Annotated in this window: 18 protein-coding genes, 1 tRNA gene and 1 pseudogene; 10 read left to right on the top strand and 10 right to left on the bottom strand. The window is 71.6% G+C overall.

The genetic code is table 11. The annotated features are described in order from the left end of the window. Window positions 1–3: 3 nt before the first annotated feature. Entirely contained in the window at window positions 4–876 is an 873-nt protein-coding gene (locus LO763_RS12570; RefSeq protein ID WP_230602544.1) for a haloalkane dehalogenase, read from the bottom strand. Continuing rightward, window positions 873–1,325, bottom strand: a complete 453-nt coding sequence (locus tag LO763_RS12565) for a nuclear transport factor 2 family protein (RefSeq protein WP_230602543.1) — start codon at window positions 1,323–1,325, stop codon at window positions 873–875. The genes LO763_RS12570 and LO763_RS12565 overlap by 4 nt, the downstream gene beginning before the upstream one ends. 96 nt (window positions 1,326–1,421) lie before the next feature. On the opposite strand from LO763_RS12565, the pseudogene LO763_RS29820 reads away from it, so the two are divergent. Then, window positions 1,422–1,700: pseudogene (locus LO763_RS29820) on the top strand (MarR family transcriptional regulator); the annotation flags it as partial. Window positions 1,701–1,928: 228 nt separating this feature from the next. On the opposite strand, the gene LO763_RS12555 reads toward LO763_RS29820, so the two are convergent. After that, window positions 1,929–3,320: an aldehyde dehydrogenase family protein gene (locus tag LO763_RS12555; RefSeq protein WP_230602539.1), complete on the bottom strand. Its 1,392-nt coding sequence runs from the start codon at window positions 3,318–3,320 to the stop codon at window positions 1,929–1,931. A gap of 149 nt (window positions 3,321–3,469) precedes the next feature. Between LO763_RS12555 and LO763_RS12550 the strand changes: the two genes are divergently transcribed. Then, window positions 3,470–4,567 (top strand): calcium:cation antiporter, encoded by a 1,098-nt coding sequence (locus LO763_RS12550; protein WP_230602537.1) that lies wholly within the window; start codon window positions 3,470–3,472, stop codon window positions 4,565–4,567. 1,370 nt (window positions 4,568–5,937) lie between these two features. Here the strand turns inward: LO763_RS12550 and LO763_RS12545 are convergent. After that, complete coding sequence (locus LO763_RS12545) at window positions 5,938–6,726, bottom strand: TSUP family transporter (protein ID WP_230602535.1); 789 nt, start codon at window positions 6,724–6,726, stop codon at window positions 5,938–5,940. Window positions 6,727–6,815: 89 nt separating this feature from the next. Between LO763_RS12545 and LO763_RS12540 the strand changes: the two genes are divergently transcribed. Beyond that, window positions 6,816–7,415, top strand: coding sequence for a helix-turn-helix domain-containing protein (locus LO763_RS12540; RefSeq protein ID WP_230602533.1), 600 nt, complete (start codon window positions 6,816–6,818; stop codon window positions 7,413–7,415). Between the two features lie 152 nt (window positions 7,416–7,567). Here LO763_RS12540 and LO763_RS12535 read toward each other — a convergent pair whose 3' ends face one another. After that, a complete protein-coding gene (locus LO763_RS12535; protein ID WP_230602531.1) occupies window positions 7,568–9,040 on the bottom strand; it encodes a catalase in 1,473 nt (490 codons plus the stop codon). Window positions 9,041–9,219: 179 nt separating this feature from the next. Between LO763_RS12535 and LO763_RS12530 the strand changes: the two genes are divergently transcribed. The 3 genes from LO763_RS12530 to nhaA all read left to right on the top strand — a co-directional run bounded on the left by LO763_RS12530 (window position 9,220) and on the right by nhaA (window position 13,198). Continuing rightward, window positions 9,220–9,636 carry a Fur family transcriptional regulator gene (locus tag LO763_RS12530; RefSeq protein WP_230602529.1) on the top strand — a complete coding sequence of 139 codons (417 nt, stop codon included), beginning with the start codon at window positions 9,220–9,222 and terminating at the stop codon, window positions 9,634–9,636. Between the two features lie 191 nt (window positions 9,637–9,827). Then, window positions 9,828–11,264, top strand: a complete 1,437-nt coding sequence (locus tag LO763_RS12525) for an alanine/glycine:cation symporter family protein (protein WP_230602527.1) — start codon at window positions 9,828–9,830, stop codon at window positions 11,262–11,264. Window positions 11,265–11,308: 44 nt separating this feature from the next. Then, the gene (gene nhaA / locus LO763_RS12520; RefSeq protein ID WP_230602525.1) at window positions 11,309–13,198 is read left to right on the top strand and encodes a Na+/H+ antiporter NhaA; all 1,890 of its coding nucleotides are present in this window, start codon (window positions 11,309–11,311) and stop codon (window positions 13,196–13,198) included. 60 nt (window positions 13,199–13,258) lie between these two features. Here the strand turns inward: nhaA and LO763_RS12515 are convergent, their stop codons facing one another. From LO763_RS12515 to LO763_RS12505, 3 genes are all read right to left on the bottom strand, one after another. After that, window positions 13,259–13,756 carry a Rieske (2Fe-2S) protein gene (locus LO763_RS12515; protein ID WP_230602523.1) on the bottom strand — a complete coding sequence of 166 codons (498 nt, stop codon included), beginning with the start codon at window positions 13,754–13,756 and terminating at the stop codon, window positions 13,259–13,261. 451 nt (window positions 13,757–14,207) lie between these two features. Further along, the gene (locus tag LO763_RS12510) at window positions 14,208–15,335 is read right to left on the bottom strand and encodes an acyl-CoA dehydrogenase family protein (RefSeq protein WP_230602521.1); all 1,128 of its coding nucleotides are present in this window, start codon (window positions 15,333–15,335) and stop codon (window positions 14,208–14,210) included. A 29-nt stretch (window positions 15,336–15,364) separates the two neighbouring features. Beyond that, window positions 15,365–16,888, bottom strand: a complete 1,524-nt coding sequence (locus tag LO763_RS12505; RefSeq protein WP_230602519.1) for an acyl-CoA carboxylase subunit beta — start codon at window positions 16,886–16,888, stop codon at window positions 15,365–15,367. Between the two features lie 603 nt (window positions 16,889–17,491). On the opposite strand from LO763_RS12505, the gene LO763_RS12500 reads away from it, so the two are divergent. Further along, the gene (locus tag LO763_RS12500) at window positions 17,492–19,558 is read left to right on the top strand and encodes an acyltransferase family protein (protein WP_230602517.1); all 2,067 of its coding nucleotides are present in this window, start codon (window positions 17,492–17,494) and stop codon (window positions 19,556–19,558) included. Between the two features lie 41 nt (window positions 19,559–19,599). On the opposite strand, the gene deoD is transcribed toward LO763_RS12500, so the two are convergent. Beyond that, window positions 19,600–20,307, bottom strand: coding sequence for a purine-nucleoside phosphorylase (gene deoD, locus LO763_RS12495; RefSeq protein ID WP_230602515.1), 708 nt, complete (start codon window positions 20,305–20,307; stop codon window positions 19,600–19,602). Between the two features lie 108 nt (window positions 20,308–20,415). Here deoD and LO763_RS12490 point away from each other — a divergent pair. The 3 genes from LO763_RS12490 to LO763_RS12480 all read left to right on the top strand — a co-directional run bounded on the left by LO763_RS12490 (window position 20,416) and on the right by LO763_RS12480 (window position 22,514). After that, window positions 20,416–20,506 (top strand) — tRNA-Ser (locus LO763_RS12490). Between the two features lie 177 nt (window positions 20,507–20,683). Beyond that, window positions 20,684–21,619 (top strand): endonuclease/exonuclease/phosphatase family protein, encoded by a 936-nt coding sequence (locus tag LO763_RS12485; protein WP_230602513.1) that lies wholly within the window; start codon window positions 20,684–20,686, stop codon window positions 21,617–21,619. A gap of 187 nt (window positions 21,620–21,806) precedes the next feature. Beyond that, complete coding sequence (locus LO763_RS12480; RefSeq protein ID WP_255672333.1) at window positions 21,807–22,514, top strand: ABC transporter ATP-binding protein; 708 nt, start codon at window positions 21,807–21,809, stop codon at window positions 22,512–22,514. A 179-nt stretch (window positions 22,515–22,693) separates the two neighbouring features. Here the strand turns inward: LO763_RS12480 and LO763_RS12475 are convergent, their stop codons facing one another. Continuing rightward, window positions 22,694–25,129, bottom strand: a complete 2,436-nt coding sequence (locus LO763_RS12475; protein WP_230602509.1) for a transglycosylase domain-containing protein — start codon at window positions 25,127–25,129, stop codon at window positions 22,694–22,696. Between the last annotated feature and the right edge of the window lie 262 nt (window positions 25,130–25,391).

Genomic DNA, 25,391 nt, shown 5'->3' with positions numbered 1-25,391 from the left:
GCCTCACGCGAGCCGGTCGAGCAGCCCCGCCACGGCCTCGGCGATCGGCCCGGGCGCGTCCTCGGGCGCGTGGTGGCCCACGTCCTCCCCGATGCCCGCCACCTCGAGCCCCGCCACGTGCGCCCTCGCCCACGCGGTCATCGCGGGCGAGCCGAGCGCGTGCGGGCCCGCCGTGAGCAGGAGCTTCGGGACCTCCGGGGTGCTCGCCATCCACGCGCCGTACGCGTCGAAGCGCTCGGCCACGGCCGCGGGCTCGAACGCCCCGCCCTCCTCGGCGAGCGGGATCTGCCGCGGCCACGCGAGCAGGGGCCGGCGCGAGGCCGGGTCCGGGTAGGGCTCGCGGTAGACCGCGAGGTCCTCGTCCGCGATGGCGCCGTTGGTGGCGCGCAGCGCGGTCTCGATGAACCAGTTCTCCTCCAGGGCCATCCGCTCGCCCTCGCCGGGCGTGCGCAGGGCGCGGAAGAACGCGACGGCCCCGGCCGGGTACTCGGCCCAGGTCATCGGCCGCAGGAACGTCTCCATCACGGCCACGCCCCGGACGCGGTCAGGATGCCTCGCGGCCCAGTCGAGGGCGAGCGAGCCGCCCCAGTCGTAGCCGACCAGGACGGGCCGGTCGGCGCCGACCGCGTCGAGGAACGCCTCCAGGTGGGCGGCGTGGTCGGCGAAGGCGTACTCGATGTCGGGCTTGCCGGAGGCGCCCATGCCGATGAGGTCGGGGGCGATGACGCGGGCCCGGCCGCTCAGGCGGGGGACCACCTCGCGCCAGATGTGGGAGGAGGTCGGGTTGCCGTGCAGGAGCACGACGGCGGTGTCGCCGTCGCCTTCGTCCACATAGGCCATGTGGGAGCCGAGGACCTCGACGGTGTCCATGCTCATGCCCTCCCGGTGGGCAGCGGGGCCCGGTCGAGGGCCGCGGTGAGGGCGACCGGCTCGATCTCCAGGCCGGAGAAGCGCCAGCCGTCCGGGGTGCGGCGCGCCCGGTAGTGGGCGATGCCGGCCGCGACGGACGCGGTCGCGTCGTCGACGACGAAGACGGCGAGGTCGCTCGCCCGCACCGCCGCCGTGTCGCCGTCGAGGTCGATGATCAGGCTCCCCTTGTGGTGCATGGTGCGGGCGAACCTGTCATGGCCCTTCCGGACGAGCGCGAGGAGCGCCTCGATGCCGCGGGCCTCGCCGCGGGGGGAGACGGTGACGACGTCCTCGGTGAAGATCCGGTCGGTCTCGTCCCAGCGGGCCTCGTCGATCCACCGGCTGTGGCGGGCGACGAGGTCGGCCAGTTCGGCGCGGTCGGCGAGTTCCCGGACCGCGGTCTCGATGCTGCTCATGACGGTTCCCTTCATTACGTTAGTAAAGCTAACGTTTGTGTTGCTAACGAATATACATCGTTAGTTCCACTAACGCAATGGGGGTAGGCTGTCCGCATGGAAGACCACGACGAGCTGCGGTTCGACCGCGGCGAGGACACGCCGCCCCGCCTCAAGCGCCAGTTCTCGAGGCTCCTCGGCATGACCGCCGCCCAGGTCCACCGGGTCGCCCACGACGCCCTCGCGGCGGTCGGCGCGCACCGCCACCACTTCGTGGTCCTCGCCGCGCTCGACCGGTCCGGGCCCGCCAGCCAGGCGCAGCTCTCCGACCGCACCGGCGTCTTCAAGTCCGACCTCGTCGCCGTCCTCAACGAACTCGCCGAAAGCGGCTACCTCCGGCGCGCCCCCGACCCGGACGACAAGCGCCGCAACGTCATCACGATCACCGAAGCCGGCGCGGGGCGCCTGCGCGAGCTCGACGAGGTCCTCGACGGCGTCCACGAGCGGGTCCTCGGGCCCCTCGCCGAGGACGAGCGGGACCGCCTGTTCGACCTGCTCGGCCGCGTCAACGCCCACCTCGCCGAGGGCTTACGCCCCCGGCCGCGGCCCGGAGCGCCCGGGCGGTCAGCGCAGGCGCCGCAGCACCTGCTCCTTGATCGCCGTGAACGGCGGGTAGACCACCCGCATCGTGTCCGGCGCGAGCGGCTTGTCCAGCACCGACTTGAGGTGGCTGAACGCCTCGATCGAGGCCTTCCCGTGGTAGCTCCCCAGCCCCGAGCCGCCGACCCCGCCGAACGGCAGCCCCGGCACGTCGATGTGCGCCATCGGCACGTTGAAGCCCACCGCGCCCGAGGAGGTCCGCGTCAAGAGCTTGCGCCGCGACGCCTCCGAGGCGGTGAACGCGTACAGCGCCAAGGGCTTCTCGCCCGCGTTCACGAACGCGATCGCCTCGTCCAGCGAGTCCGCGGCCAGGATCGGCAGGACCGGCCCGAAGACCTCCTCGCCCATCACCGCGTCCTTCGGCGAGACGTCCGCGAGCACCGTCGGCGCGATGTACCGCTCCTCGCGGTTGTGCCCGCCGCCGCACACGAGGCGGCCCTCGCCGAGGAACCGCGCGATCCGGTCGAACGCGCGCTCGTCGATGATCCGCCCGAAGTCGGGGCTCTCGGCCGGGGCGTGCCCGTACATCTCCCGGACCGCCTCGGCCAGGTGCCGCTCCAGCTCCGGGCCGGTGCCGTCGACCGCGAGCACGTAGTCGGGGGCGATGCAGGTCTGCCCGGCGTTCATGAACTTGCCCCACGCGATGCGCCGCGCCGCCGCGGCCAGGTCCGCGCCCGGCTCCACGATCGCCGGGCTCTTGCCGCCCAGCTCCAGCGTCACCGGCGTCAGGTGCTCGGCCGCGGCCTTGGCGACGATCCGGCCCACCCGCGCCGAACCGGTGAAGAAGACGTGGTCGACCCGCTCGGCCAGCAGCGCCGCCGTCTCGTCCGGCCCGCCCTGCACCACGGCCACCGCGTCCGGGTCCAGGTACCGCGCGATCAGCCGCCCCAGCGCGGCCGCGGTCGCGCCCGCCGCCTCGCTCGGCTTCACGACCACCGCGTTCCCGCAGGCCAGAGCGCCCGCCAGCGGTGCCAGCAGCAGCTGCACCGGGTAGTTGAACGGCCCGATCACGGTGACCACGCCGAGCGGTTCGCGCAGCGTGTACGCCTTCGCGGGCTGGAGGTGCGGGGGCGTGTGGACCCGCTTGGGCCGCAGCCACGACCGCAGGTGCTTGCGCAGGGCCCGCACCTCGGCGGCGACGAAGTCGATCTCGGCGAGGAACGACTCGGGCGCGGCCTTGCCGAGGTCGGCCCGCAGCGCGTCGGCCAGCTCGTCCCCGGCCTCCCGGAGCATCCGGTCGAGTCCTTTGAGCTGCTCCAGGCGCCACGGCAGCGGTTTCGTCCGCCCCGTGGCGAAGTGCGCCCGCAGCCGGGCGACGGTCTCGGAGACGGGCTGAGGGTCGTTCGCGCTTGCCATGCCATGACTCTAGCGACTCCCGGCCGCGAGCGGCGCACTAGCGCATCCGGAGTGCGAAAGCCGCACAAGGGACAGTACAAGTGTGTTATGGCACATGCCCGCGATGTAGCTGCTGAGACACCGGCGCCCCTCCGTGACAGGATGCTCGGATGAGCGTCGCGAAACGATCCCCGCTGCTGTCCTGGACCGTTATCGCACCGGTGGTGGGATTGGCGGTGCTCGGGCTGACCTGGGGCCGCGAGTCCGGGGCGGCGCTGGTGGTCGTCGCCGCGATCGCCCTCATCGCCACGGTCCTGGCGGCGGTCCACCACGCGGAGGTCGTCGCCCACCGGGTCGGCGAGCCCTACGGCTCCCTCGTCCTCGCCGTCGCGGTCACCGTGATCGAGGTCGCGCTCATCCTCACCGTCATGGCCTCGGGCGGGCACGACGCCGACACGCTCGCGCGCGACACGGTCTTCGCCGCGGTCATGATCACCACCAACGGCATCGTCGGCATCGCCCTCCTGGTGGGGGCGCTCAAGTACGGGACGACGCTGTTCAACCCCGAGGGCTCGGGCGCGGCGCTCGCGACCGTGGCGACGCTCGCGACGCTCGGCCTGGTGCTGCCGACGTTCACCACGAGCGCCTCCGGCCCGGAGTACTCGACCTCGCAGCTGATGTTCGCGGCCCTGGCCTCGATCGTCCTGTACGGCCTGTTCGTGTTCACCCAGACGATGCGCCACCGCGACTTCTTCCTGCCGGTGACCGAGGCGGGCGTGATCACCGAGGAGGAGCACGCCGACCCGCCGAGCGGCAGGACGGCGCTGCTGAGCCTCGCCATGCTGCTGGTGGCCCTGGTCGGCGTGGTCGGCCTCGCGAAGGTGGAGTCCCCGGCGATCAAGGCGGGCGTGGACGCGGCGGGCTTCCCCGCCTCGTCGGTCGGCGTGGCGATCGCGCTGCTGGTGCTGCTGCCGGAGTCGATCGCGGCGATCCGCGCGGCCTCGCGCGAGCGCATCCAGACGAGCATCAACCTCGGGTACGGCTCGGCGATGGCCTCGATCGGCCTCACGATCCCGGCGATCGCGGTCGCCTCGTTCTGGATGGACGGCCCGCTGCTGCTCGGCCTGGGCTCGACCCAGATCGTGCTGCTGTTCCTCACCATCGTGGTGAGCGTCCTGACGGTGGTCCCCGGCCGGGCGACGCGGATGCAGGGCGGGGTGCACCTGGTGCTGCTGGCCGCCTACCTGTTCCTGGCGATCAACCCCTAGCGGCGATGCCGTGCGGTTAGAGGACGTGGCCCTCAGCCCTCGGTCGACGTTCAGGTGCTCAGGCGCTCAGCGACGGGGAGATTAGGAGGCCTGCCGCGGAGGTCCGCCGGGCCGGGTTGGTTCGTGCCGATGTTCAGACACTCGGCGACGGCGTGGCGGAGGGGCGGGTTTGGGTGCGTCGCCGGGGTCGGGCTGGTGCGCGGGTCAGGTTCGGGCGGGCGGCGACGGAGGCGTGGAGGCCGGGCGGGGGCGGGCTGTCGGGGCCGGGCGGGTGCTCGGGTGGGGTGCAGGCGGCGGCGACGGTGTGGCGGAGTGGCCGGTCCTGGGTGGGCTGCCGGGGCCGGGGTGGTGTGGGTGGCGCCGGGAACGGGCGGGCGCTCCGGTGGTGGTGGCGATGGTGTCGGTGAGTGCCGGTGCGGTGGCGGCTCGGCCGGTCGTCGATAGTGCGGCATGGCCGGTGCCGGTCGTCGGTGGTGCGACGGCGGGGCCGGTCGTCACCGCGGTAGCGGTGGTGGGATCGGTGGCTGCCGGGTTCGTCGCAGCGGCCTGCCGCCGGGCGGCCTGGTGCGCGGTACGTGCCGCAGGAGTGCTCGCACAGAGTATCGTCGTGGTCATGGTGGGTTCACCTCCTTCCAAAGGCGTGGTCGCGGGCACGCGGTCGTGAGCGTGCTGCTCGGTGGGGTCGCTGGGCAGTGCCGTCTCGCAGCGGGGTCTCATAGCGCCGCAGTAGACACCGGTTCCGCCGGTTCTCCCTGGCGTGTGGACCTATCGTCCTGTCGGGCCTGCCGGTCTTGTTCCTCCGGCTCGTCCTGTCCTTTCTGTCGGTGGTGGTCGGGTGGGTGTGCTGGATACGCCTCGGGGTGTGTGCGGGACTCCGACTGTGCTGGCCGGCGGTACCTCCTCAAGGAGGCCGCACTCCCGTCACATGCCCGTAGACCGCGGTGACGGTGGTACCAGCGCAGGACCGGAACGCGGGACAAACAACCCCCGTCCTAGCTGCGAGGGCGGCCCCGACACCAGTGGGCGGTACGAGCGGCCAGAGGCTGTCGTAGTCTGCATTAAGTGAACACATCTCGTTCGCTTGCACTGATTCCGTAACCCTGTACGTACCCCAATCATCCCCCCACCAGCCCCACCCCGGCAACACCCACACGGGTAGAGAACCCTCATGTTTCCACCGGTGTCCCTGCGCCGCAACGACATCCACACCCCAGGCCGACGCCCCGCCCGCCCGACCCACACCGGCCCCCGAGCCCGCCAACGAACACCGGCCCCACCCACCTCTTCGTCGCCGCCGCCGTAAGCCCGATCCCCGACAGCCCGGCCCCGCACACCCGCGCACCCAGCGCGCCAACCGAAAGGCGTCACGCCTAACGGGCGGCGCTCCAGACGTCCCAGCCGAGGCGGGCGAGGAGCGCGAGGACGACCGCGACCAGGACGATCCGCACGAACCGCGTCCCCCGGGACATGGCGGTGCGGGCGCCGAACCAGGCCCCGGCCATGCAGCCCAGGCCCAGGACCGCGCCCAGGAGCCACCAGATGTTCCCCTGGATCCCGAACACGACGAGCGCGCCGAGGTTGGTGGTGGCGTTGACGACCTTGGTGTGCGCCGCGGCGGCCACGTAGTCGAGGCCGATGACCGTGGTGAAGGCGACGGACAGGAAGATGCCGGTGCCGGGGCCGATCATCCCGTCGTAGAAGGCGATGGCGACGCCGCAGACGAGCACGACGGCCGCGCCGCGCAGCGGGGTCCGCAGCCGCGGCTGCGGCTCGAGCCCCAGCTGCGGCTTGGCGACGACGAGCACGAGGACTGCCAGGAGCACCGCGATGATGATGGGCTTCAAGGCGCCCGCCGAGACCGCGAGCGCCGCCATGGCCCCGCCTCCCGAGCCCAGGAGCGCCAGGCCCACGGTCGGCCACAGCAGCCGGTGGTCGAGCTTGATCTTGCGCGCGTAGGTGATCGCCGAGGTGGTGGTGCCGAACACCGAGGCCATCTTGTTGGTGCCCAGCATCAGTGCGGGCGGCGCTGTGGGGAAGGCCACGAGCAGGGCGGGGAGCTGGATCAGCCCGCCGCCGCCGACGACCGCGTCGACCCATCCGGCGAACACCGCGGCGACGATGAGCAGCGCGAAGAGTCCGGGGTCGACGTCGAAGGGCACCCGGCCAAGTTACTTGCCGCACGGTCAGCCGACACGCCGATGAGGTGAGGAACACGTGTCGGTGCGTAATCGTCTGATATCAACAGGTCATGGACTTGACGAAGCCTATGACCCACTTGGTGAAACGCGGCTACGAGTATACGTTCGACCCCGATGAGCAGCAGCGGCGGAACCTGGAGGAGACGCTCGAAGCGGTTCGGTCCGTGTACAACTGGTCGCTGTCGGTCTTCCAGGGGGAGTGGCGCGCGAAGGCGGAGAAGATCTCGTACGCCGACATCTCGTCCCGCCTCACCAAGTGGAAGAACCAGCCCGCGAACCGGTGGGTCAAGGCCTATTCGTCGGTGCCGCTCCAGCAGATCGCCCGCCAGCTGCACACCGAGTACCACGCGTTCCTCAACGGCCGGGGCCGCGAACCGGTGCCCAAGGAGCACGGGGAGCAGGTGCAGCTGGTGTACTCGCGGGCCGGCTACTACCTCAAGGGCCGCGAGGTGAAGCTCGCGAAGCACCAGGCGCCCTTGGACATCGCGTGGGGGCTGGAGCGGCCGGGCCGCGACGACATCACGTCGATCACGGTGATCCGCGAGGATGAGGACCACTGGCGGCTGCGGATCGTGGCCGAGGAGTTCGTGGAGGTGCCGCGCCAGAAGCCGCCGGAGTGCGGCGAGTGCGGCCGCGAACTCGAGGACTAGCCGAGACCGGAACGGGAAGGCCCTTCTCGATCCCGGCCCGGGCGGGTGGCTCTCATCGGCGTTCCGTGACAGGGGGGCCGATGCGGCAGAGCCGTTGTCCGGCGCCGCGCGGACCCCGGCGGCTTCTCTGGGGCCCGTGCGGCGCTCGGCGTCTACTGGCCGCGCAGTTCGGCGACCGCCACGGAGAGGCGCTTGCCGTAGTCCTCGTCGGCCTTCGCGAAGTTCGCGATGGCGCGCTGGACGATGTCCTCGCGGCTGACCTTGGCCAGGAACCCGGAGAGGTTCGCGATGAGGCGCTCCTTCTCGGGCTCGGTCATGAGGTTGTAGAGGTACCCGGCCTGCACGAAGTCGTCGTCCTCGGCGTGCGAGGGGGTCTCCCACTCGCCGGTCGGGCCGTTGACCTGGACGGGCGCCCACAGCGGCTGGCCGGTCTCGTACGGGCCGCCGAAGGAGTTCGGCTCGTAGTTCTTCTGGCGGCCGTGGCGGCCGTCGTAGCCGACGCCGTCGCGGTTGCCGTTGCGCGCCTCGGTGGCGTGCGGGCGGTTGACCGGCAGGTGGTCGGCGTTGATGCCGACGCGGTAGCGGTGCGCGTCGCCGTAGGCGAACAGGCGGCCCTGGAGCATCTTGTCGGGGCTCGGCCCGATGCCCGGCACGAAGTGCGCGGGGGAGAAGATCGACTGCTCGACCTCGGCGAAGACGTTCTCCGGGTTGCGGTTGAGCTCGAGCTTGCCGATGGTGATGCGCGGGTAGTCCTTGTTCGGCCACACCTTGGTGAGGTCGAACGGGTTGAACCGGTAGTTCGCGGCGTCGGCGGCGGGCATGATCTGGACCTGCACGGTCCAGCTCGGGTACTCGCCGCGCTCGATGGCCTCGCGCAGGTCGCGCTGGTGCGAGTCGGGGTCCTCGCCGGCCAGGCGGTTCGCCTCGTCCTGGGTGAGGTTCTTGATGCCCTGGTCGGTCTTGAAGTGGTACTTGACCCAGAACTGCTCGCCGGCCTCGTTGACCCACTGGAAGGTGTGGGAGCCGAAGCCGTCCATGTGGCGGTAGGACGCCGGGATGCCGCGGTCGCCGAACAGCCAGGTGACCTGGTGGACCGACTCGGGCGAGAGGCTCCAGAAGTCCCAGACGTTGTCGGCCTCCTGCGAACCGGTGTACGGGTCGCGCTTCTGGGTGTGGATGAAGTCGGGGAACTTGATCGCGTCGCGGATGAAGAACACCGGGGTGTTGTTCCCGACGAGGTCGTAGTTGCCCTCCTCGGTGTAGAACTTCAGCGCCCAGCCGCGGGGGTCGCGCACGGCGTCGGCCGCGCCGAGGTTGCCGGCCACGGTGGAGAAGCGCAGGAACGTCTCGGTCTCCTTGCCCACCTCGGACAGGAACTTCGCCCTCGTGTACTTCGTGACGTCGGCGGTCACGGTGAAGGTGCCGTAGGCGCCGGCGCCGCGGGCGTGGACCACGCGCTCGGGGATGCGCTCGCGGTTGAAGTGCGCGAGCTTCTCGAGCAGCACCTGGTCCTGGATGAGCAACGGACCGCCGACGCCGGCGGCCTCGCTCTGGTTGTTGTTGGAGATCGGCGCGCCGGACTCGGTGGTCAACGGCCCCGCAGTGTTGTCGAACTGCTCGCTCATGAATGGCCCTCTCTAGCGTGTCACCGGCTCCGCGGGGCGACCGCTCGCGGAATCCTTGGCTCTCGACAGAATCCTAGCTTAGACTATGTCTAAACAAAGAACCAGTCCCAAGTAAGTGGTGCCACAATGTTTAGGCTGCTAGAGTGGTATTTCACTCCCCGACCGCGTGAGAGAACAGCATGAGCGACCTCGTTACCCGCCTTCGCCGCCACAACTGGCGCATCACGCCCCAGCGCCGCGTCATCGCCGAGACCCTCGAGGGCTCCCACGTGCACTTCACCGCCGAGGAGATCCTGGAGCGCGCCTGCGAGCGCATGCCCGAGCTCTCCCGCGCCACGGTCTACAACACTCTCAACGAGATGGTCGCCCTCGGCGAGGTCCTCGAGCTCGCCCTCGACGGCCGTTCCAAGCGGTACGACCCGGGCGTCGACGAGGAGCACCACCACCTCATCTGCGAGGGCTGCGGCCTCATGAAGGACGTCCACGCCGTCACCGACCCCCTCGGGTGGCTGCCCGCCGACGAGCGCCACGGCTTCGCTGTCACCCGCGCCTCCGTGACCTACCGGGGCCGCTGCCCCGACTGCCAGGACGCCTGACCCCCGCCGCCGGGACCGTCGCGCGCCGGTCGCGCCGCGGTCACGGAGCGATCACAGTCGCCTCTTTGCCTTGCCTTGTCCTGTTCTGCTCCGATATCGTCAGCGGGCTTCGCCGTGAAACCCGGGCGAACGCGCCGATGGACCGCTAGGTTCGGGCCACGAGCCCGCCCGCCCGATCGAAGGAGTCCGAAGTGGAACGGCTGCTGTCGCTGAACGACCAGTACTGGGCCTGGGTGGTCATCCCGCTCATCGTCCTGACGAGCCTGCTGCTCCTGGTCCGCACCCGCGGCGTCCAGTTCCGCCTCCTCCCGCAGATGCTCCGCGGCCTGCGCGAGGACCCCGGCGAGGGCGCCGAGGGCCGCCGGGTCTCCCCGTTCCAGGCGTTCGCGATCTCCTCGGCCGCCCGCGTCGGCACCGGCAACATCGTCGGCGTCTCCACCGCCATCGCCGTCGGCGGCCCCGGGGCCGTCTTCTGGATGTGGGCCATGGCGATCCTCATCGCCGCGGCCGCCTTCGCCGAGTCCACCCTCGCCCAGGTGTACAAGGAGCGGACCCCCGAGGGCTTCAAGGGCGGACCCGCCTACTACATGAGCCGCGGCCTCGGACTGCCGTGGCTGGGGGCGGTCTTCTCGGTCATCCTCATCTTCACCTACCCGTTCAGCTTCAACATGGTGCAGGCCAACACCCTCACCGGCGCGGTCAACGACTCCCTGGACGGCCTCGGCGTCGCCACCGGCGACCGGACCTCGCTCGTCACCGGCGTCGTCCTGGCCGCCGTGACCGCCGCCGTCGTCTTCGGCGGCCTGCGGCGCATCGCCCACTTCGCCCAGCTCGCCGTCCCCGCCATGGCGGTGGTCTACCTCGCGCTCGGCACCGCGATCGTCGCCCTCAACGCCGAGGCGCTCCCCGGAGTGATCGCGGACATCTTCAACTCCGCGTTCGGCATCGAGCAGTTCTCCGGCGCCGCGCTCGGCACCGTGATCATCCAGGGCGTGCGCCGCGGCATGTTCTCCAACGAGGGCGGCATGGGCTCGGCCCCCAACGCCGGGGCCGCCGCCACCGTCAGCCACCCCGCCAAGCAGGGCCTCACCCAGGCGTTCGGCGTCTACTTCGACACCCTCTTCATCTGCACGATCTCGGCGTTCATCATCCTCACCACCGACCCCGTCTACGGGGACGCGGAGGTCAACCTCGTCACCCGCGGCGTCGACGCCGCCCTCGGCGGCTGGGCCCTCCAGGTCATGGCCCTCATCCTGGTGCTGTTCACCTTCACCTCCGTGATCGGCAACTACTTCTACGGCGAGTCCAGCGTCCGCTTCCTGCGCGACCGGCCCTGGAGCGTGGCCGCGCTGCGCGTCGCCGTGGTCGGCCTCGTCCTGCTCGGCTCGGTCGCCTCGCTCGACACCGTGTGGAGCATCGCCGACGTCACCATGGGGCTCATGGCCACCGTCAACCTCGTCGCCGTGCTCGCCCTCTCGGGCGTCACCGTCAAGGTCCTGCGCGACTACGACCGGCAGCGCGCGGCCGGGCTCGACCCGGTGTTCACCCGCGACTCGGTGCCGGGCCTCAAAGGACTCCAGGTGTGGGAGCCCGAACCCGAGCCCGCGGTGCGGGCTCACGAAAAGTGACGACGCCGTGCGACTCGGCCTGACGCATCGATAGGCTCACGCGCATGACGGAGTCGAAGGAACCCTGGAAGTCCCCCATCTGGCGTTCGGAGCCGGCGTTCCTCTACTCGCGACGACCCCTGGCCCGCTACGTCGGGCGGCCCACGGCCGAGTTCCTCAAGATCGAGCCCGCCGCGGGGGTCGTGCTCGTCGCCTGCGCCGTCGTCGCGATGCTCTGGGCCAACTCGCCCTGGGCCGCCTCGTACGAGGCGGTCTGGGGCCTGGAGATCAGCTTCCACTTCGGCGGCTTCGAACTCCACCACACCCTCCAGGACTGGATCAACGACGGCCTCATGGCCGTCTTCTTCTTCGTGGTGGGCGTGGAGATCAAGTCGGAGATCGTCTCGGGCGAGCTGCGGAGCCTGCGCAACGCCGTCCCGCCCATCGCCGGCGCCGTCGGCGGCATGGCCGTCCCCGCGCTCCTCTACACCGCCTTCAACGCCGGCGGCGAGGGGGCGCACGGCTGGGGCATCCCCATGGCCACCGACATCGCCTTCGCCGTCGGCGTCCTCGCCCTCTTCGGCTCCCGCATCCCTTCGGCCGCAAGGATCTTCCTGCTGACCCTCGCGATCGTCGACGACCTCGGCGCCATCGCCGTCATCGCGGTCTTCTACACCGACGACCTCTCCATGGCCTGGCTCGCCGCCGCCGGCGCGCTCATCGCCCTCGCGGTGGGCATGCGCCTGCTCAACGTCTGGTCCGCCCCGGTCTACCTCGTCATCGGCGTCCTGCTGTGGGTCGCCATGCTCGAGTCGGGCGTCCACGCCACCATCGCCGGCGTCGTCATGGGCCTCATCATCTCCGCCAAGCCCCTGCTCGACCCCGAGGTCGCCCACGCCGAGGCGCAGGAGCTCGCCAAGGAGGGCCTCACCGTCGAGGAGACCGAGCGCCTCGTCAAGCTCGCCCGCGACGCCCAGCCCCCGGCCGAGCGCATCCAGCACCGCAACCACCAGTTCTCCTCGTTCGTGGTCCTGCCGCTGTTCGCGCTCGCCAACGCCGGGGTCGCCCTCTCCGCCGACCTGTTCGCCACCGCGTTCACCTCGACCGTGACGCTCGGGATCGTGCTCGGCCTCGTCGTCGGCAAGCTCGTCGGCATCACCGCCGTCACCTGGCTGGTCGTGAAGCTCGGCTGGGGCCGCCTGCCCACCGGCGCGACCTGGCCGCTCATGGCCGCCATCGCGCTCGTGGCGGGCATCGGGTTCACCGTCGCGCTGTTCATCACCGAGCTGGCCTTCCGCGGCGGCGACGCCGGGCTGCTCACCGACGAGGGCAAGATCGGCGTCCTGTGCGCCTCGGTGATCGCCGCGGTCCTGGGCGCCCTGGCCGTGCACCTCACCGCCCCCCGGACGCCCCAGGACGGCGGCGAGGAGGACGCGGACGGCGACGGCGGCGAGGGCGACCAGCCGCGCAAGGGCGCCGCCCGTGCGGCGTTAGGCTTGGCTGACCGCCTTCACGAGCGACTCGATCTTAGAGTGAGGACAGCGCAATTGGCTCCGCAGAATCTCATGTCCCAGCCGCCGGCGACCATGCTGCCGGAAGACACCGAGGCCAGGAAGTACCTCGACGAGCACGCACCCGAGGACACCGTGCGCCACTTCCCGTGGTTCTGCGCGGCATGGGCCCGGCTGGCGAAGAACGCCCTGGAGTCGGGCGACGACGTCACCGCCTACGCCTTCGCCCGCACCGGTTACCACCGGGGGCTCGACCAGCTGCGGCGAAGCGGCTGGAAGGGGCACGGCCCGATCCCCTGGGAGCACAAACCGAACCGCGGCTTCCTCAAGTCGCTGCACCAGCTCTCGCGCGCCGCGGCGGCGATCGGCGAGGCGGACGAGGCCGCCCGCTGCGCGCAGTTCCTGCGCGACTCGGACCCGGCCGCGGCCGACGCCCTGACCTGATCCGCGGGGAAGCGAAGCGGCCGGGGAGCGGGTGCTCCCCGGCCGCTCCCGCGTCCGCGGTCAGCCCAGGAAGATCTGGCCGTCCTCCACGGTGATCGCCACTTCGGCGAGGTCGACCTCGGCCGGGCCCTGCTCGAGCGCGCCGTCGATGGTCCAGGCCGAGCCGTGGCTGGGGCAGACGATGCTGCCGTCGGCGCCGGGGGCGCCGACGATCGCGCCCTGGTGCGGGCAGACCGCCGAGAAGGCGAGGAACTCGTCCGCGCTGGGCTGGACGATCACGGTCTCGTCGACGACGATGCCGCCGCCCTCGGGGACCTCGTCGGTCGTGGCGACCGCGGTGCCGGCGCCCGAGCCGGTCGAGCCGTCGCCGGAGGCGTCGGCGCCGGTGGTCGCGTCGGCGTCGCCGCCGGAGGAGGAGGGCGGTTCGGCGGTGCCGCAGGCGGCGAGCGCGCCCGCGGCGCCGAGCCCGGCCAGCCCGCACATCACGCCCCGCCGCGAGGCGTTGCCCTTCGCGAGCACTCGTCTCGCCAGGTCGTTCCCGGCCTTGGTGTCGGTCATCGTTGAGCTCCTTGCGCTTGAGGTGCGGCGCCCCGTCCGGCCGGGGCCGCCTGCGGGCCCCGGTCCGGCCGCCGCGGCGCCTGCGGCCGCGGACGCCGGAATGCCGAGCTTGTCACGCATTGGCGTGGAAGCTCAAGAGCTTAGTTGAAGCTTTAAGCAAACTCTCAGCCGTCACTCGGCATTCCGACAGGTCCGCGCACCACGCGCCCGCGGCGCCCCTCGCGCCACTCGGCCCGGCCCTCCCCGCGCCGCGGGCCCGATCGGCGCCAACGGCACGCTCGTCGGGACCCGGGCCTCCCCGCGCCCGCGGAGCGGCCCGCCGAGGCCGGCCGGTCCTCGAGCTCGCGCAGCGGCCCCGCCCTCGCCCGACGCGCCCGCGACAGCGGACGGCCCGCTCCGCGAACGCGGAGCGGGCCGTCCCGCAGGCGGGGCGCCGAAGCCCCAGTGCCCGCTACACCCCCAGCGACCGGGCGATGAGCATCCGCTGCACCTCGTTCGTGCCCTCGCCGATCTCCAGGACCTTGCAGTCGCGCCAGGCCCGCGCCACCGGCGTCTCGTTCATGAACCCGTACCCGCCGAAGATCTGCGTCGCGTCCCGCGCGTTGTCGACCGCCGCCTGCGACGCGTGGAGCTTCGCCAGCGCCGCGTCGGTGCCGAACGGCTCGCCCGCGTCGGCCTTCAGCGCCGCGTCCTGCCACGCCAGCCGCGAGGTGTGGGCCCGCAGCCGCATGTCGGCGAGCATGAACGCGATGGCCTGGTTCTCGAAGATCGGCCGCCCGAACGCCTCCCGCTCCTTGGCGTGCGCCACCGACTCGTCCAGGCACCCCTGGGCCGAACCGGTCGCGAGCGCCGCGATGGCGACGCGCCCGGCGTCGAGCAGCTCCAGGAACTGCACGAACCCGCGCCCGCGCTGCCCGACGAGGTTCGCCTCCGGCACCCGGCACCCGTCGAAGTAGACCGGCCGCGTGTCCGAGGCCCGCCACCCCACCTTCGAGTACTCGGGCCCGATCTGGAGCCCGGGCGTGCCCGGCTCGACCGCGATGCACGAGACCTCGCCGGGCCCGGTCTGCGCCGTGGTGATGATCAGGTCGGTCATCTCGGTGCCCGCGTTGGTGATGAAGCACTTCGCGCCGTCGATGACCCACTCGCCGTCCTCGAGGCGCGCCTTGGTGTCGGTGTGTCCGGCGTCGGTGCCGCCGCCGGGCTCGGTGAGCGCGAACGCGACCAGGCCCTCCCCGGCGGCCAGCCGCGGCAGCCAGCGGTCGCACTGCTCCTTCGTCCCGTATCGGGCCAGGCCCTCGGCGCCGAGGGTCACCGAGGCCTCCACGGTGACGGCCACCGAGGCGTCGACGCGGGCGAGCTCCTCGATGGCGAGGCCGAGCATGAGCAGGCCCTGGCCGCTGCCGCCGTACTCCTCGGGAAGGGTGACCCCGAGGACGCCCAGCTTGCCCAGCTCGCGGACGAGGTCCGCGGGGAACTCGCCCCGCTCGTAGAAGCCGCCGATGACCGGCTTGATCTGCTCTTCGGCGAACTCGCGCACGGCGGCGGCGAAATCGGTCTGCTCGATGTCGAGTCTCATGGCTGCTCCCTCTGATGTGCGGGCCGCGTTCACACCGGTGTGATCGGGTGCCTGCGGTCGGAGAACCGGCGGTCCTTGTGGGTCAGCCGGCGGTAACGGGCGATGAGGTCATCGCGGAGCTCCTCGGGGGCGAGGATGTCGTCGACGACGAGTTCCCCTGCGAGCCTTCGCAGGTCGACGTCGGCTTCGTATTCGGCGCGGCGGTCGGCGACGAAGCGCTCGCGCGCCCCGGGGTCCTCGATCGCGGCGATCTTGTTGGCGTACACGGCGTTGACGGCCGCCTCGGCGCCCATGACGGCGATCCGGGCGGTCGGCAGGGCCAGCACGGCGTCGGACCCGAAGGCGGGGCCGGCCATCGCGTACAGCCCGGCGCCGTAGGCCTTGCGGACGACGACGCACAGCTTGGGGACGGTGGCCTCGGCGACGGCGGCGATCATCTTGGCGCCGTGGCGGATGATCCCGGCGTGCTCGACGGCCGAGCCGACCATGAAGCCGGGGACGTCGGCGAGGAACAGCAGCGGCACGTTGAACGCGTCGCACGTGTTCACGAACCGGGCGGCCTTGTCGGCGGAGTCGGAGAACAGGACCCCGCCGCGCACCGCCGAGTTGTTGGCGACGACGCCGACCGGGCGCCCGTCCAGGCGCGCGAACGCGGTCATCAGCTCCCCGGCCCAGCGGGCCTGCACCTCCAGGACCGAGCCCTGGTCGACCAGGCCGTCGAGGAAGCGGTGCATGTCGAACGGGGCCGACTCGCTCTCGGGGACGACCGATGCGAGGTCCACTGGCATCGGCGGCCGGGCCGCGCGCACCGGCGCGGGCTGCGTCCAGTTCGACGGCAGGTAGGAGAGCCAGCGGCGCACGTCGGCGATGGCCTCGTCCTCGTTGCGGCACAGAAAGTGCCCGACGCCGGACTGCTCGCAGTGGACGCGCGCGCCGCCCATGTCCTCCAGGGTGGTCTTCTCGCCGGTGACCATCTCGACCATGCGCGGGCTGCCGAGGTACATGGAGGCGTTGCCGTCGACCATGGCGACGATGTCGCAGAACGCGGGGATGTAGGCGCCGCCGGCGGCGGAGGGCCCGAAGAGCGCGCACGCCTGGGGGACGCGGCCGGAGGCGCGGACCTGCTCGTGGAAGATCCGGCCGGCGCCGCGGCGGCCGGGGAACAGCTGGACCTGGTCGGTGATGCGGGCCCCGGCGGAGTCGACGAGGTAGACGATGGGGTGCTGCTCGAGCTGGGCCGCCTCGACGGTGCGGATGATCTTCTCGACGGTGCGCGCGCCCCAGGACCCGGCCTTGACGGTGGAGTCGTTGGCGACCAGGCGGATCGGGCGGCCCTGGACGGTGGCGGTGCCGACCACGACGCCGTCGGCGGGCAGGCTCGGGTCGGGGTTGGCCCAGAGGGCGTCCTCGCGGAAGGAGTCGGGGTCGCACAGGCGCCTGATGCGCTCGCGGGCGTGGTACTTGCCCGCCGCGGCGGCGGCCTGGTGGTACTTCTCGGCCCCGCCGCGCTCGATCCGCGCGCGTTCGGCCGGGTAGTGCCCGCTGAAGTCCACGGAACCGCTCCTCCACGACGATCCAGTCCCTTAACGATCGTTAAGGCACTGCAATCCTGGCATGTGGGAACCCCTGGTGTCAACGCTTCGCCCAGGCCCGTCGATCCACCCGCGAAACCATGTCGCACCCCCGGGGCGCGCTCGAACCGAGGGCGCTTGCGAACGCCCGATTCATCCGGGAATCGCCGCTTACCTTTCCCGACCGGACCGCTCCTGCTGATATGTCGCACCCGCAGGGCACCCTTGGAACCGGGGGCCCGCCAATGTCCGATTCGCCCCGGAACCGCCGCTCACCTTTTCGCCACCGACCCGGCTCCGCCGGACTTGTCGCACCCGCGAGGCACCCTTGAGCCCGGGGGCCCGCCAATGCCCCATTCGCCCCGGACGCGCCCTTCACCTTTCCGGCGAAGTCGCCTTCCCTCGCCGCGGCGGCCGCTTCCCGGGCGCCTTCGGCGCAGGAAAGCGGCCACCGCGCCGCCGGCCGCAGCCGCCGCCCCCGAAACACGCCCGGCCCTCGCCTCCCCGCGACCCGCCGCGGCTAGGCTCGGAGTCGCCTCACCGCCACCCCGCGTGGACGCACCTCCCCACCGCCTCCGGAGACCCATGAGCGCCACCGCCACCTCGGCCGACACCGCGCCCCCCGCCGCCGCGCCCGCCCGGCCCCCGCGCCTGCGCGAGATCGACGGCCTCCGCGGCCTCGCCATCGCCGTCATCGCCGTCTACCACATCTGGTTCGACCGCGTCTCCGGCGGCGTCGACATCTTCCTGCTCATGTCCGGCTTCTTCATCACCGCCGGGTTCCTGCGCTCGGCCGACGCCGGCCGCGGCCTCGGCCACCTCGCCTACGCCGCCCGCATCGTCCGCCGCATCTTCCCGCCCGCCCTCATCGTCGCCGCCGCCACCGTCCTCATGGTCGTCCTGTGGCTGCCGCGCGCCACCTGGAACCAGCAGCTCGGCGACATCCTCGCCTCCGCGCTCTACTACGGCAACTGGAACCTCGCCGCCCACTCGGTCGACTACCTCTCCTCCAACAACGGCGCGAGCATCGTCCAGCACTACTGGTCCCTCGGCGTCCAGGCCCAGTTCTACGTCCTGTGGCCGGTCCTCGTCGGCGCCGTCCTGTGGGCCGCCCGCCGCGCCGGCCTGCCCCCCATGCGGGCCGTCGCGGCCGTCCTCGCCCTCCTCCTCGCCGCGTCCTTCGCGTTCGCGCTGTGGGAGACCGCGACCAACCAGGCCTTCGCCTACTTCGACACCCGCGCGCGACTGTGGCAGTTCGCCGCCGGCGGCCTCCTCGCGCTGGCCCTGCGCCCGGCCTCCAGGGGCTGGACGCGGCGCCTGCGCGGCCCCGCCCCCGCGGTCCTCGGCTGGGCCGGGGTCGGCGTCCTCGTCTTCGCCGGGGCCTTCCTCGAGTCCACGGCCTTCCCCGGCTGGGCCGCCCTCGCGCCGGTCGCGGGCGCGTGCGCCGTCATCCTCGCCGCCACCGCGGCCCCCGGCACCGGCGCCGGGCGCCTGCTCAACACCTGGCCCCTCCAGCGCCTCGGCGTCCTCTCCTACACCCTCTACCTGTGGCACTGGCCGGTCCTCATCTGCTACCTCACCGCCACCGGACGCGACACCGCCACGCTCCCCGGCGGCCTCGGCATCCTCGCCGCGTCAGCGGTCCTCGCGTTCCTCACCAACCGGACCGTCGAGGTCGGCCTGCCCGCCACGGGCCTGGGCCAGCGCACCGCGCGCGGCGCCTTCGCCCTCGGCGCCGCCTGCGTCGCCCTGGTCCTCGCCGCCTGCGCCGCCCTGAGCGGGTACATCTCCTACGAGCGCGCGCGCCTGGCCGACGCCGCCGCCGACACCGACCGCTACCCCGGCGCCGCGGCCCTCGCCGAGGGCCTCGACGTCGCCGAGGCCGACTTCGCGCCGTCCACGCTCGACGCCGCCGACGACCGCGACCCGGCCCTGTCCGACGAGTGCAACCAGTCCATGAACGGCTACGAGCCGATCCGCTGCGACTTCGGGGCCCCCGAATCCGAGTCGACCGCCACCGTCGTCATGTACGGCGGCTCCAAGATCTGGCACTGGCTCCCGGCCGTGCTCGCCGCCGCCGAGTCCCGCGACTGGCACGTGGTCACGTACATCAAGAACGCGTGCATCATCGAGACCGGCCAGGAGGCCCTCGGCGAGGAGCGCTACACCTCCTGCGCGGCCTGGAACGACGCCGTCGTCGCCGAGATCGGGGCCATGCGGCCCGACCTGGTCTTCACCTACGGCTCCCGCGTCGGGTACGAGGCCTACGAGACCTTCCCGGACTACACCGACCGCTACGAGCAGCTGCTCGCCACCGGCGCGCAGGTCGCGGTCGTGCGCGACACGCCCAGCCCGCGCTTCGACGTCCCCATGTGCGTCGACCTGCACGGACCCGCGTCGCCCGAGTGCGCGGTCGACCGCGGCGACTACTTCGAGGAGGACGCGTTCGCGTCCCTGGCGGTCCCTGACGGGGTCGCCAAGATCGACCTCACCGACTACATCTGCGAGGCCGAGTCCTGCCCGCCCGTGGTCGGCAACGTCCTGGTCTACCGCGACGACGCCCACCTGACCAACACGTACGCGGCCACGCTCGGCCCCTACCTGGAGGCCGCGCTCGCCGCCGTCCTCGCGGCCCCGACCGAGGCCGGGTAGCGCGGCGGCCCGGCTCGAGGAGCCGGGCCGGACGGTGCGGTTCAGGCGGTAACGGCGTCCAGGGCGATCTCGCACATCTCCGCGAACGACTCCTGGCGGTCGGCCGCGGGCAGCGCGGTGCCCTTGAGGATGTGGTCGGAGATCGTGCACAGCGCCAGGGCGCGGGCCTTGAACTTCGCCGCGAGGGTGTAGATCGCCGCGGCCTCCATCTCGATCGCGAGGATGCCGTAGTCGGCGAGCTTCGCCTCGACCTCGGGCGCGTCGGTGTAGAACGTGTCCGAGGAGTACAGCTGGCCCACGTGCAGGTCGATCCCGCGCGCGGCCGCGGCGTCCACCGAGGCGCGGAGCAGGCCGAAGTCCGCGACCGGGGCGTAGTCGACCACGCCGTTGAAGCGGATGCGGTTCATCGAGGAGTTCGTGGAGGCGCCGATCCCCGCGACCACGTCCCGCAGCTCTATCCGATCGTGGATCGCCCCCGCCGAGCCGACCCGCACCACCGTGGTGACGCCGTACACCTCCAGCAGCTCGTGCGTGTAGATCGACGCCGACGGCTGCCCCATGCCGGTGCCCTGGACCGACACGCGCTTCCCCTTGTAGGTGCCGGTGAAGCCGAACATGTTCCGGACCTCGGTGTAGCAGGTGGCGTCCTCGAGGAAGGTCTCGGCGATCCACTTCGCGCGCAGGGGGTCCCCCGGGAGGAGGACGCTGTCGGCGATGTCGCCCGGCTCGGCGGCGATGTGCGCAGTCATGACGCCAGCCTCTCATAAACATCCCATGAATCTGCGGCGCCCGGCTGTGAGGTGAATCGCCCGATCCCGGTTGCGGCCCCGCCGCGGCGATCCGGTAACCTTCTCCGCGGTGGCGTGTCCGAGCGGCCGAAGGAGCTCGCCTCGAAAGCGAGTGTTGGGTAACCCTCAACCGTGGGTTCAAATCCCACCGCCACCGCCAGTGAAGGCCAACGCCGGGTTCGACATCGGACCCGGCGTTCGCCGTCTCTGGCGGGCTGCGGCTACGCTGTCGGGACCGCGGATCCGGAACGCCGGCACGTCCCGAACCCCGACGGAGACACCACGACAGGGCGAGCGGGCGCGCGAGCGCCGCCGGGACGAGAAGGACGGGCCTCGGGTGAGTCGATCCTCCATGGGCGCGAAGGTCTTCAGCGCAGCCGTCATCGCCTGCTCGCTCCTGCTGGCCGCGATCCTGCTGCTCCACCGGTTCATCCCCAACCGCTGGCTCAACCTCGGCAGCCTCATCGAGACGTTCCTGCCCTGGTTCGGCTTGGCCGTCCCGGTCCTGGTGGTCCTCGCCGCGATCCGCCGCCGCCCGCTGGCGATCGCCTGCTCGCTCCTGCCCGCCCTGGTGTGGTTCCAGATGTACGCCGGGCTCATCCCCGACAAGCACGTCGGCGACGGCGACTTCCGCGTCGTCGCCCACAACGTCAACGCCGAGAACGCCGACACCGAGGCCACCGCCGCGTCCCTCCTCGACTCCGACCCCGACGTGATCGTCCTCGTCGAGATCACCGAGGAGCAGCGCGCCGCCTGGGACGAGGCCCTGGCCGACCGGTACGAGTACTCGGTCGCCTACGGCACCGTCGCCCTCTGGTCGTCCTACCCGGTGGCCGCCTCGAACGAGGTCGACCTCAACCTCGGCTGGGCCCGCGCCTTCCGCGCCGAGGTCGACATCGAGGGCGAACCGGTCGCCTTCTACGTCGCCCACCTCCTGTCGGTGCGGGTCAACACCGAGGGCTTCACCTCCGAGCAGCGCAACGAGACCGCCCGGCTCCTCGGCGAGGCCATCGCCGACGAGCGGCTCGACCGGGTCGTCCTCGCCGGCGACCTCAACGGGACCGTCCAGGACCGGTCCCTCGCCCCCATCACCTACCAGCTCGAGTCCGCGCACGCCTCGGCCGGGAAGGGCTTCGGGTTCACCTGGCCCGCCGACACCCCCATGGCCCGGATCGACCAGGTCCTGTACCGCGGCCTCGACGCCACCGGCTCGGAGGTCATGGGCGCGACCGCCTCCGACCACCGGCCCGTCCTGGCCGACTTCTCGCTCTGAACCCGGGCCGCGCCGCGGGCCGCCGTGCAACCCCGGGCGGCGTCTCGGGCGTCTTGGAGACGTGACCGATGACGACGCCACCATCATCCTGCCGGCCGTGACCGACGGCGGCGCCCGGGACGACACCGCGGTGTTCGCGCGCGTCGAGGACGTCAAGCACGCCCTGATCGAGCTCGACGGCGTGGGCATGACCTACCCGGGCCCGCCGCCGGTGGAGGCCCTCAAACCGGTGGCGCTGCGCGTCGAGGACGGCGAGTACGTGGCGATCGTGGGCCCCTCGGGCTCGGGCAAGTCGACCCTGCTGAACCTCCTGGGACTCCTGGACGCCCCCACCGAGGGCACCTACTGGCTCGACGGGCACGACACCTCGAAGATGAAGGAGGCCAGGCGGACCCAGCTGCGGGCCGACAAGATCGGCTTCATCTTCCAGGCCTTCCACCTGATGGCGCACCGGACCGCGACGGAGAACGTCGCGATGTCCCTGGTGTACCAGGGGGTCCCGCGCCGCAAGCGGCGCCAGGTCGCCCGCGAGAAGCTCGAACTCGTCGGCCTCGGCCACCGCCTGGACGCGCTGCCGACGACGCTCTCGGGCGGCGAGCGCCAGCGGGTGGCGATCGCCAGGGCCCTCGCGGCGGAGCCGAGCCTGCTGCTGTGCGACGAGCCCACCGGCAACCTGGACTCGCAGACGGCCGACGCGGTCCTGGCGACGATCGACGAGCTGCACGCCGCGGGGCTGACGATCCTCATGATCACCCACGACCACGACGTGGCCGAGCGCGCGCAGCGGGCGGTCACCATCCGCGACGGGCGCCTGCGCGAGGGCAACCACCTCCACGACGACTCCCCCCACGCGCCCACCGACCGCGCCACGGCCGTCATGCCGACCGTCCCTTAGGACCTGACCCAGTACGACTGCGGAAACCCGCGCACCGCCTTTCCCGACACCCCGGGGCGGCGGCACCGAACGCACACCGCGGCAAGGAGAACGGGTGGGGCCCGCGCCGATCGGCGCGGGCCCCACCCGTCTCATGCGGAGTCGGCCGCCGCCCGCTGTGGGACGGGCGGCGGCCCGGTTCAGTCGTCGCCGCCCGGTCCCGCGGGCGTCTCGTCCTCTTCGTCCTTCTCCTCGTCGTCCTTGTGGCCCGAGCCGTTCGACACGAGGATGTAGACCGGGCTGCCGCTGGGGGCCGAGCCGGTCACCGAAGTCGAGAACGCTTGTCCCTCTTCGCAGTCGGAGTCGAAGCGACCGGGCGCGATCGAGGCCTCGAAGCCCGCGTTGGCGACCCGGGAGCGCGCCTCGTCGGGGTCCATGCAGCCGATGGAGGGGATCGACACGAGGTTCTTGCCGTTGACCATGTCGCTCGTCGGCTTGCTCCAGCCCTCCTCCTCCAGGTCCTTCACGGCCGACTTGAGGATGGAGATGCCGGACGCCTTCACCGCGTCCTTGAGGTCGTTGGTGGCGACGTTCGACCGGTAGGTCGCGTCGGTGTCCCCGACGAACGTGGCGGTGGTGGCGTTCGGGGTCGAGGCGATGAACCAGTAGGAGCGGTTGGAGTCGGCGGTGCCGGTCTTGCCGAACAGCGGGCGGCCGAAATCGCTCGCGTAGGACGCGGCGGTGTTGCCCGAACACTGGGTGCCCTCGGCGCTCTGGCCGACGACGCAGCGCCCGGCGCTGACGGCCGCGTTCGCGACCTCCTCGGGGAAGGCCTGGTCGCAGACGGGCTCGGTGACGTCGGTCCACTCCTCGCCCTCGGCGTTGACGACCTGGAGGGCCGGGAGCGGCTCGCAGTGCTTGCCGCCCGCGGCGACCGTGGCGTAGGCCTCGGCCATCTCCAGCGGGGTCGTGGCGTCGAACCCGAGGGTGAAGGTGCCGTAGTCGTCGAGCGTGCCCCGCTCCTTGTTCTGCTCCACCGCGCTGTCGGGGTGGAAGTCGATCCCGGCGGCCACGGCGGCCTCGTAGGCCTTGCTGGTGCCGACGAGTTCCTGGAGCTGCACGAACGCGGTGTTCGAGGAGCGCCCGAACATGCCCCACATGTTCATCGGCCCTGCGGACCAGTTGCCGTCGTTGGAAGGGCACCAGGCCTTCTCGCCGTCGGCGTTCGTCGACCCGCAGTAGGCGGTGTCCCCCTCGCCGGGCACGGCCATGTAGTGGGAGGTGTAGCGCGCGGGGGAGGGGATGCGCGTCTCCAGCGGCCAGCCCTCGTCGAGTGCCGCGAGCATGGTGAACATCTTGAACGTCGAGCCGGCCGGGTACCCGGCGAGTTCGTCGTTGCCGCTGAGCAGGGGCACGGTCGTGTTGGGGTAGTTGGAGGGCTCGTCCTTGCCGTCGGTCCGGGGCCCGTTGTCGGACTGGTCGAGCGAGTAGACGCGGTTGACGGCCATGGCCCGGATGTGCCCGGTGCCGGGGGTGATGGTCACCGACCCGAGGGTGGCGGGGTCGTCGACGTCGACGCGGTCGGCGAGCTTCTCGGAGGCCTTGTCCTGGAGCTCGGGGTCGAGGCTGGTGACGATCTTGAAGCCGCCGCGCTTGAGCAGGCTCAGGCGCTCGCGCTCGTCGGCGCCGAAGGCCTCCTGGTTGCCCCACCACTCCTTGAAGTAGTCGCAGAAGAAGCCCCAGTTGGCGGTGGCGACGTCGACGCATTCGCTGCGCTGGGCGCGCGGGTTCAGTCCGAGGGGCTGCTCCTTGGCCTCGTCGGCCTCGTCCTGGGTGATGGTGCCGAGGCCGGCCATGCGGTCGAGGACCCAGTCGCGGCGCTCGACGATCTTCGAGTCGTCGCCCTCGCCGTCGAGGAGGCCGTCGGCGTAGGAGGGGAACTTCGGGAGGGAGGCGAGGGTGGCGGCCTCGGCCAGGGTCAGGTCGGCGGGGGGCTTGTTGAAGTAGGTGTAGGACCCGGCGTGGACGCCGTAGGCCTGGTTGCCGAGGTAGATCACATTGAGGTAGCCCTCAAGGATGTCCTCTTTGGACATGGACTCCTCGACGGCCAGTGAGTACCGCGCCTCCCGCAGCTTGCGGTCGTAGGTGTCCTCCGACGCGGCGATCACCTCGTCGATGGTTGAAGCGGAGTAGATCAGGGTATTGCGAACGAATTGCATGGTGAGGGTCGACGCTCCCTGGGAGTCGCCGCCCTGGTTCGCCACGGCGGCCCGGATGATCCCGGCCCAGTCGACCCCGTTGTGCTCGTAGAACTTCGAGTCCTCGGCGGCCAGGAGCGCGTCGATCATGAGGGGGGACACCTCGTCGAGCGTGACCTCGCGGCGGTTCTCCTCGTAGAAGGAGGTGATGAGCGTCTCGCCATCTGAAGCGTACACATAGGACGTCTGCGGCAGCGTGGGCTGCGTCAGCTCGGTGGGCAGCGACTCGAAGGAGTCGACGCTGTTCTCGGTCATCATTCCGGCGAGGCCGACCAGCGGGAAGGCGGCCGCGGCCGCGAGGACTCCGGCGAGGACGCCGCAGATCAGCAAGGCTATGGCGCCGCCCAGGGGACTCCGGTCGCGTTTCAAGGTCTCCACCGCCTCAGATTAGAACGAACGTCGGGAAGCACGGGAGTTGCCATGTCCATGTATGAAAAGACGACATGGGAGTGCACTCGCGGTCGGCGCCCGACATTGATACGTCGCAGGCTCAGTGCCGAGCTGCACTCGTATCGGAATCGTTATTATCGCGAGCTGCCATCGCGTGCTGAATCGTAGGGGTGAAGCCGTCCCGCGGCGTCCGATTTTCGTCTCGGAGAGTAGTCAAACCCTTACAAGAGGTGTAGGGTCCGTTCTGACG

Source organism: Glycomyces amatae, assembly GCF_020991375.1.
Taxonomy (GTDB): Bacteria; Actinomycetota; Actinomycetes; order Mycobacteriales; family Micromonosporaceae; genus Glycomyces; species Glycomyces amatae.
This window is presented reverse-complemented; position numbering and strand designations above follow the sequence as displayed.

Coding starts and splice junctions, on each gene's coding strand:
- LO763_RS12535 (WP_230602531.1), bottom strand. CDS start 9,040: ATGAGCGAGCAGTTCGACAACACTGCGGGGCCGTTGACCACCGAGTCC.
- deoD (WP_230602515.1), bottom strand. CDS start 20,307: ATGACTGCGCACATCGCCGCCGAGCCGGGCGACATCGCCGACAGCGTC.
- LO763_RS12540 (WP_230602533.1), top strand. CDS start 6,816: ATGGACTTGACGAAGCCTATGACCCACTTGGTGAAACGCGGCTACGAG.
- LO763_RS12500 (WP_230602517.1), top strand. CDS start 17,492: ATGAGCGCCACCGCCACCTCGGCCGACACCGCGCCCCCCGCCGCCGCG.
- LO763_RS12530 (WP_230602529.1), top strand. CDS start 9,220: ATGAGCGACCTCGTTACCCGCCTTCGCCGCCACAACTGGCGCATCACG.
- nhaA (WP_230602525.1), top strand. CDS start 11,309: ATGACGGAGTCGAAGGAACCCTGGAAGTCCCCCATCTGGCGTTCGGAG.
- LO763_RS12510 (WP_230602521.1), bottom strand. CDS start 15,335: ATGAGACTCGACATCGAGCAGACCGATTTCGCCGCCGCCGTGCGCGAG.
- LO763_RS12555 (WP_230602539.1), bottom strand. CDS start 3,320: ATGGCAAGCGCGAACGACCCTCAGCCCGTCTCCGAGACCGTCGCCCGG.
- LO763_RS12550 (WP_230602537.1), top strand. CDS start 3,470: ATGAGCGTCGCGAAACGATCCCCGCTGCTGTCCTGGACCGTTATCGCA.
- LO763_RS12565 (WP_230602543.1), bottom strand. CDS start 1,325: ATGAGCAGCATCGAGACCGCGGTCCGGGAACTCGCCGACCGCGCCGAA.
- LO763_RS12480 (WP_255672333.1), top strand. CDS start 21,807: ATGACCTACCCGGGCCCGCCGCCGGTGGAGGCCCTCAAACCGGTGGCG.
- LO763_RS12515 (WP_230602523.1), bottom strand. CDS start 13,756: ATGACCGACACCAAGGCCGGGAACGACCTGGCGAGACGAGTGCTCGCG.
- LO763_RS12570 (WP_230602544.1), bottom strand. CDS start 876: ATGAGCATGGACACCGTCGAGGTCCTCGGCTCCCACATGGCCTATGTG.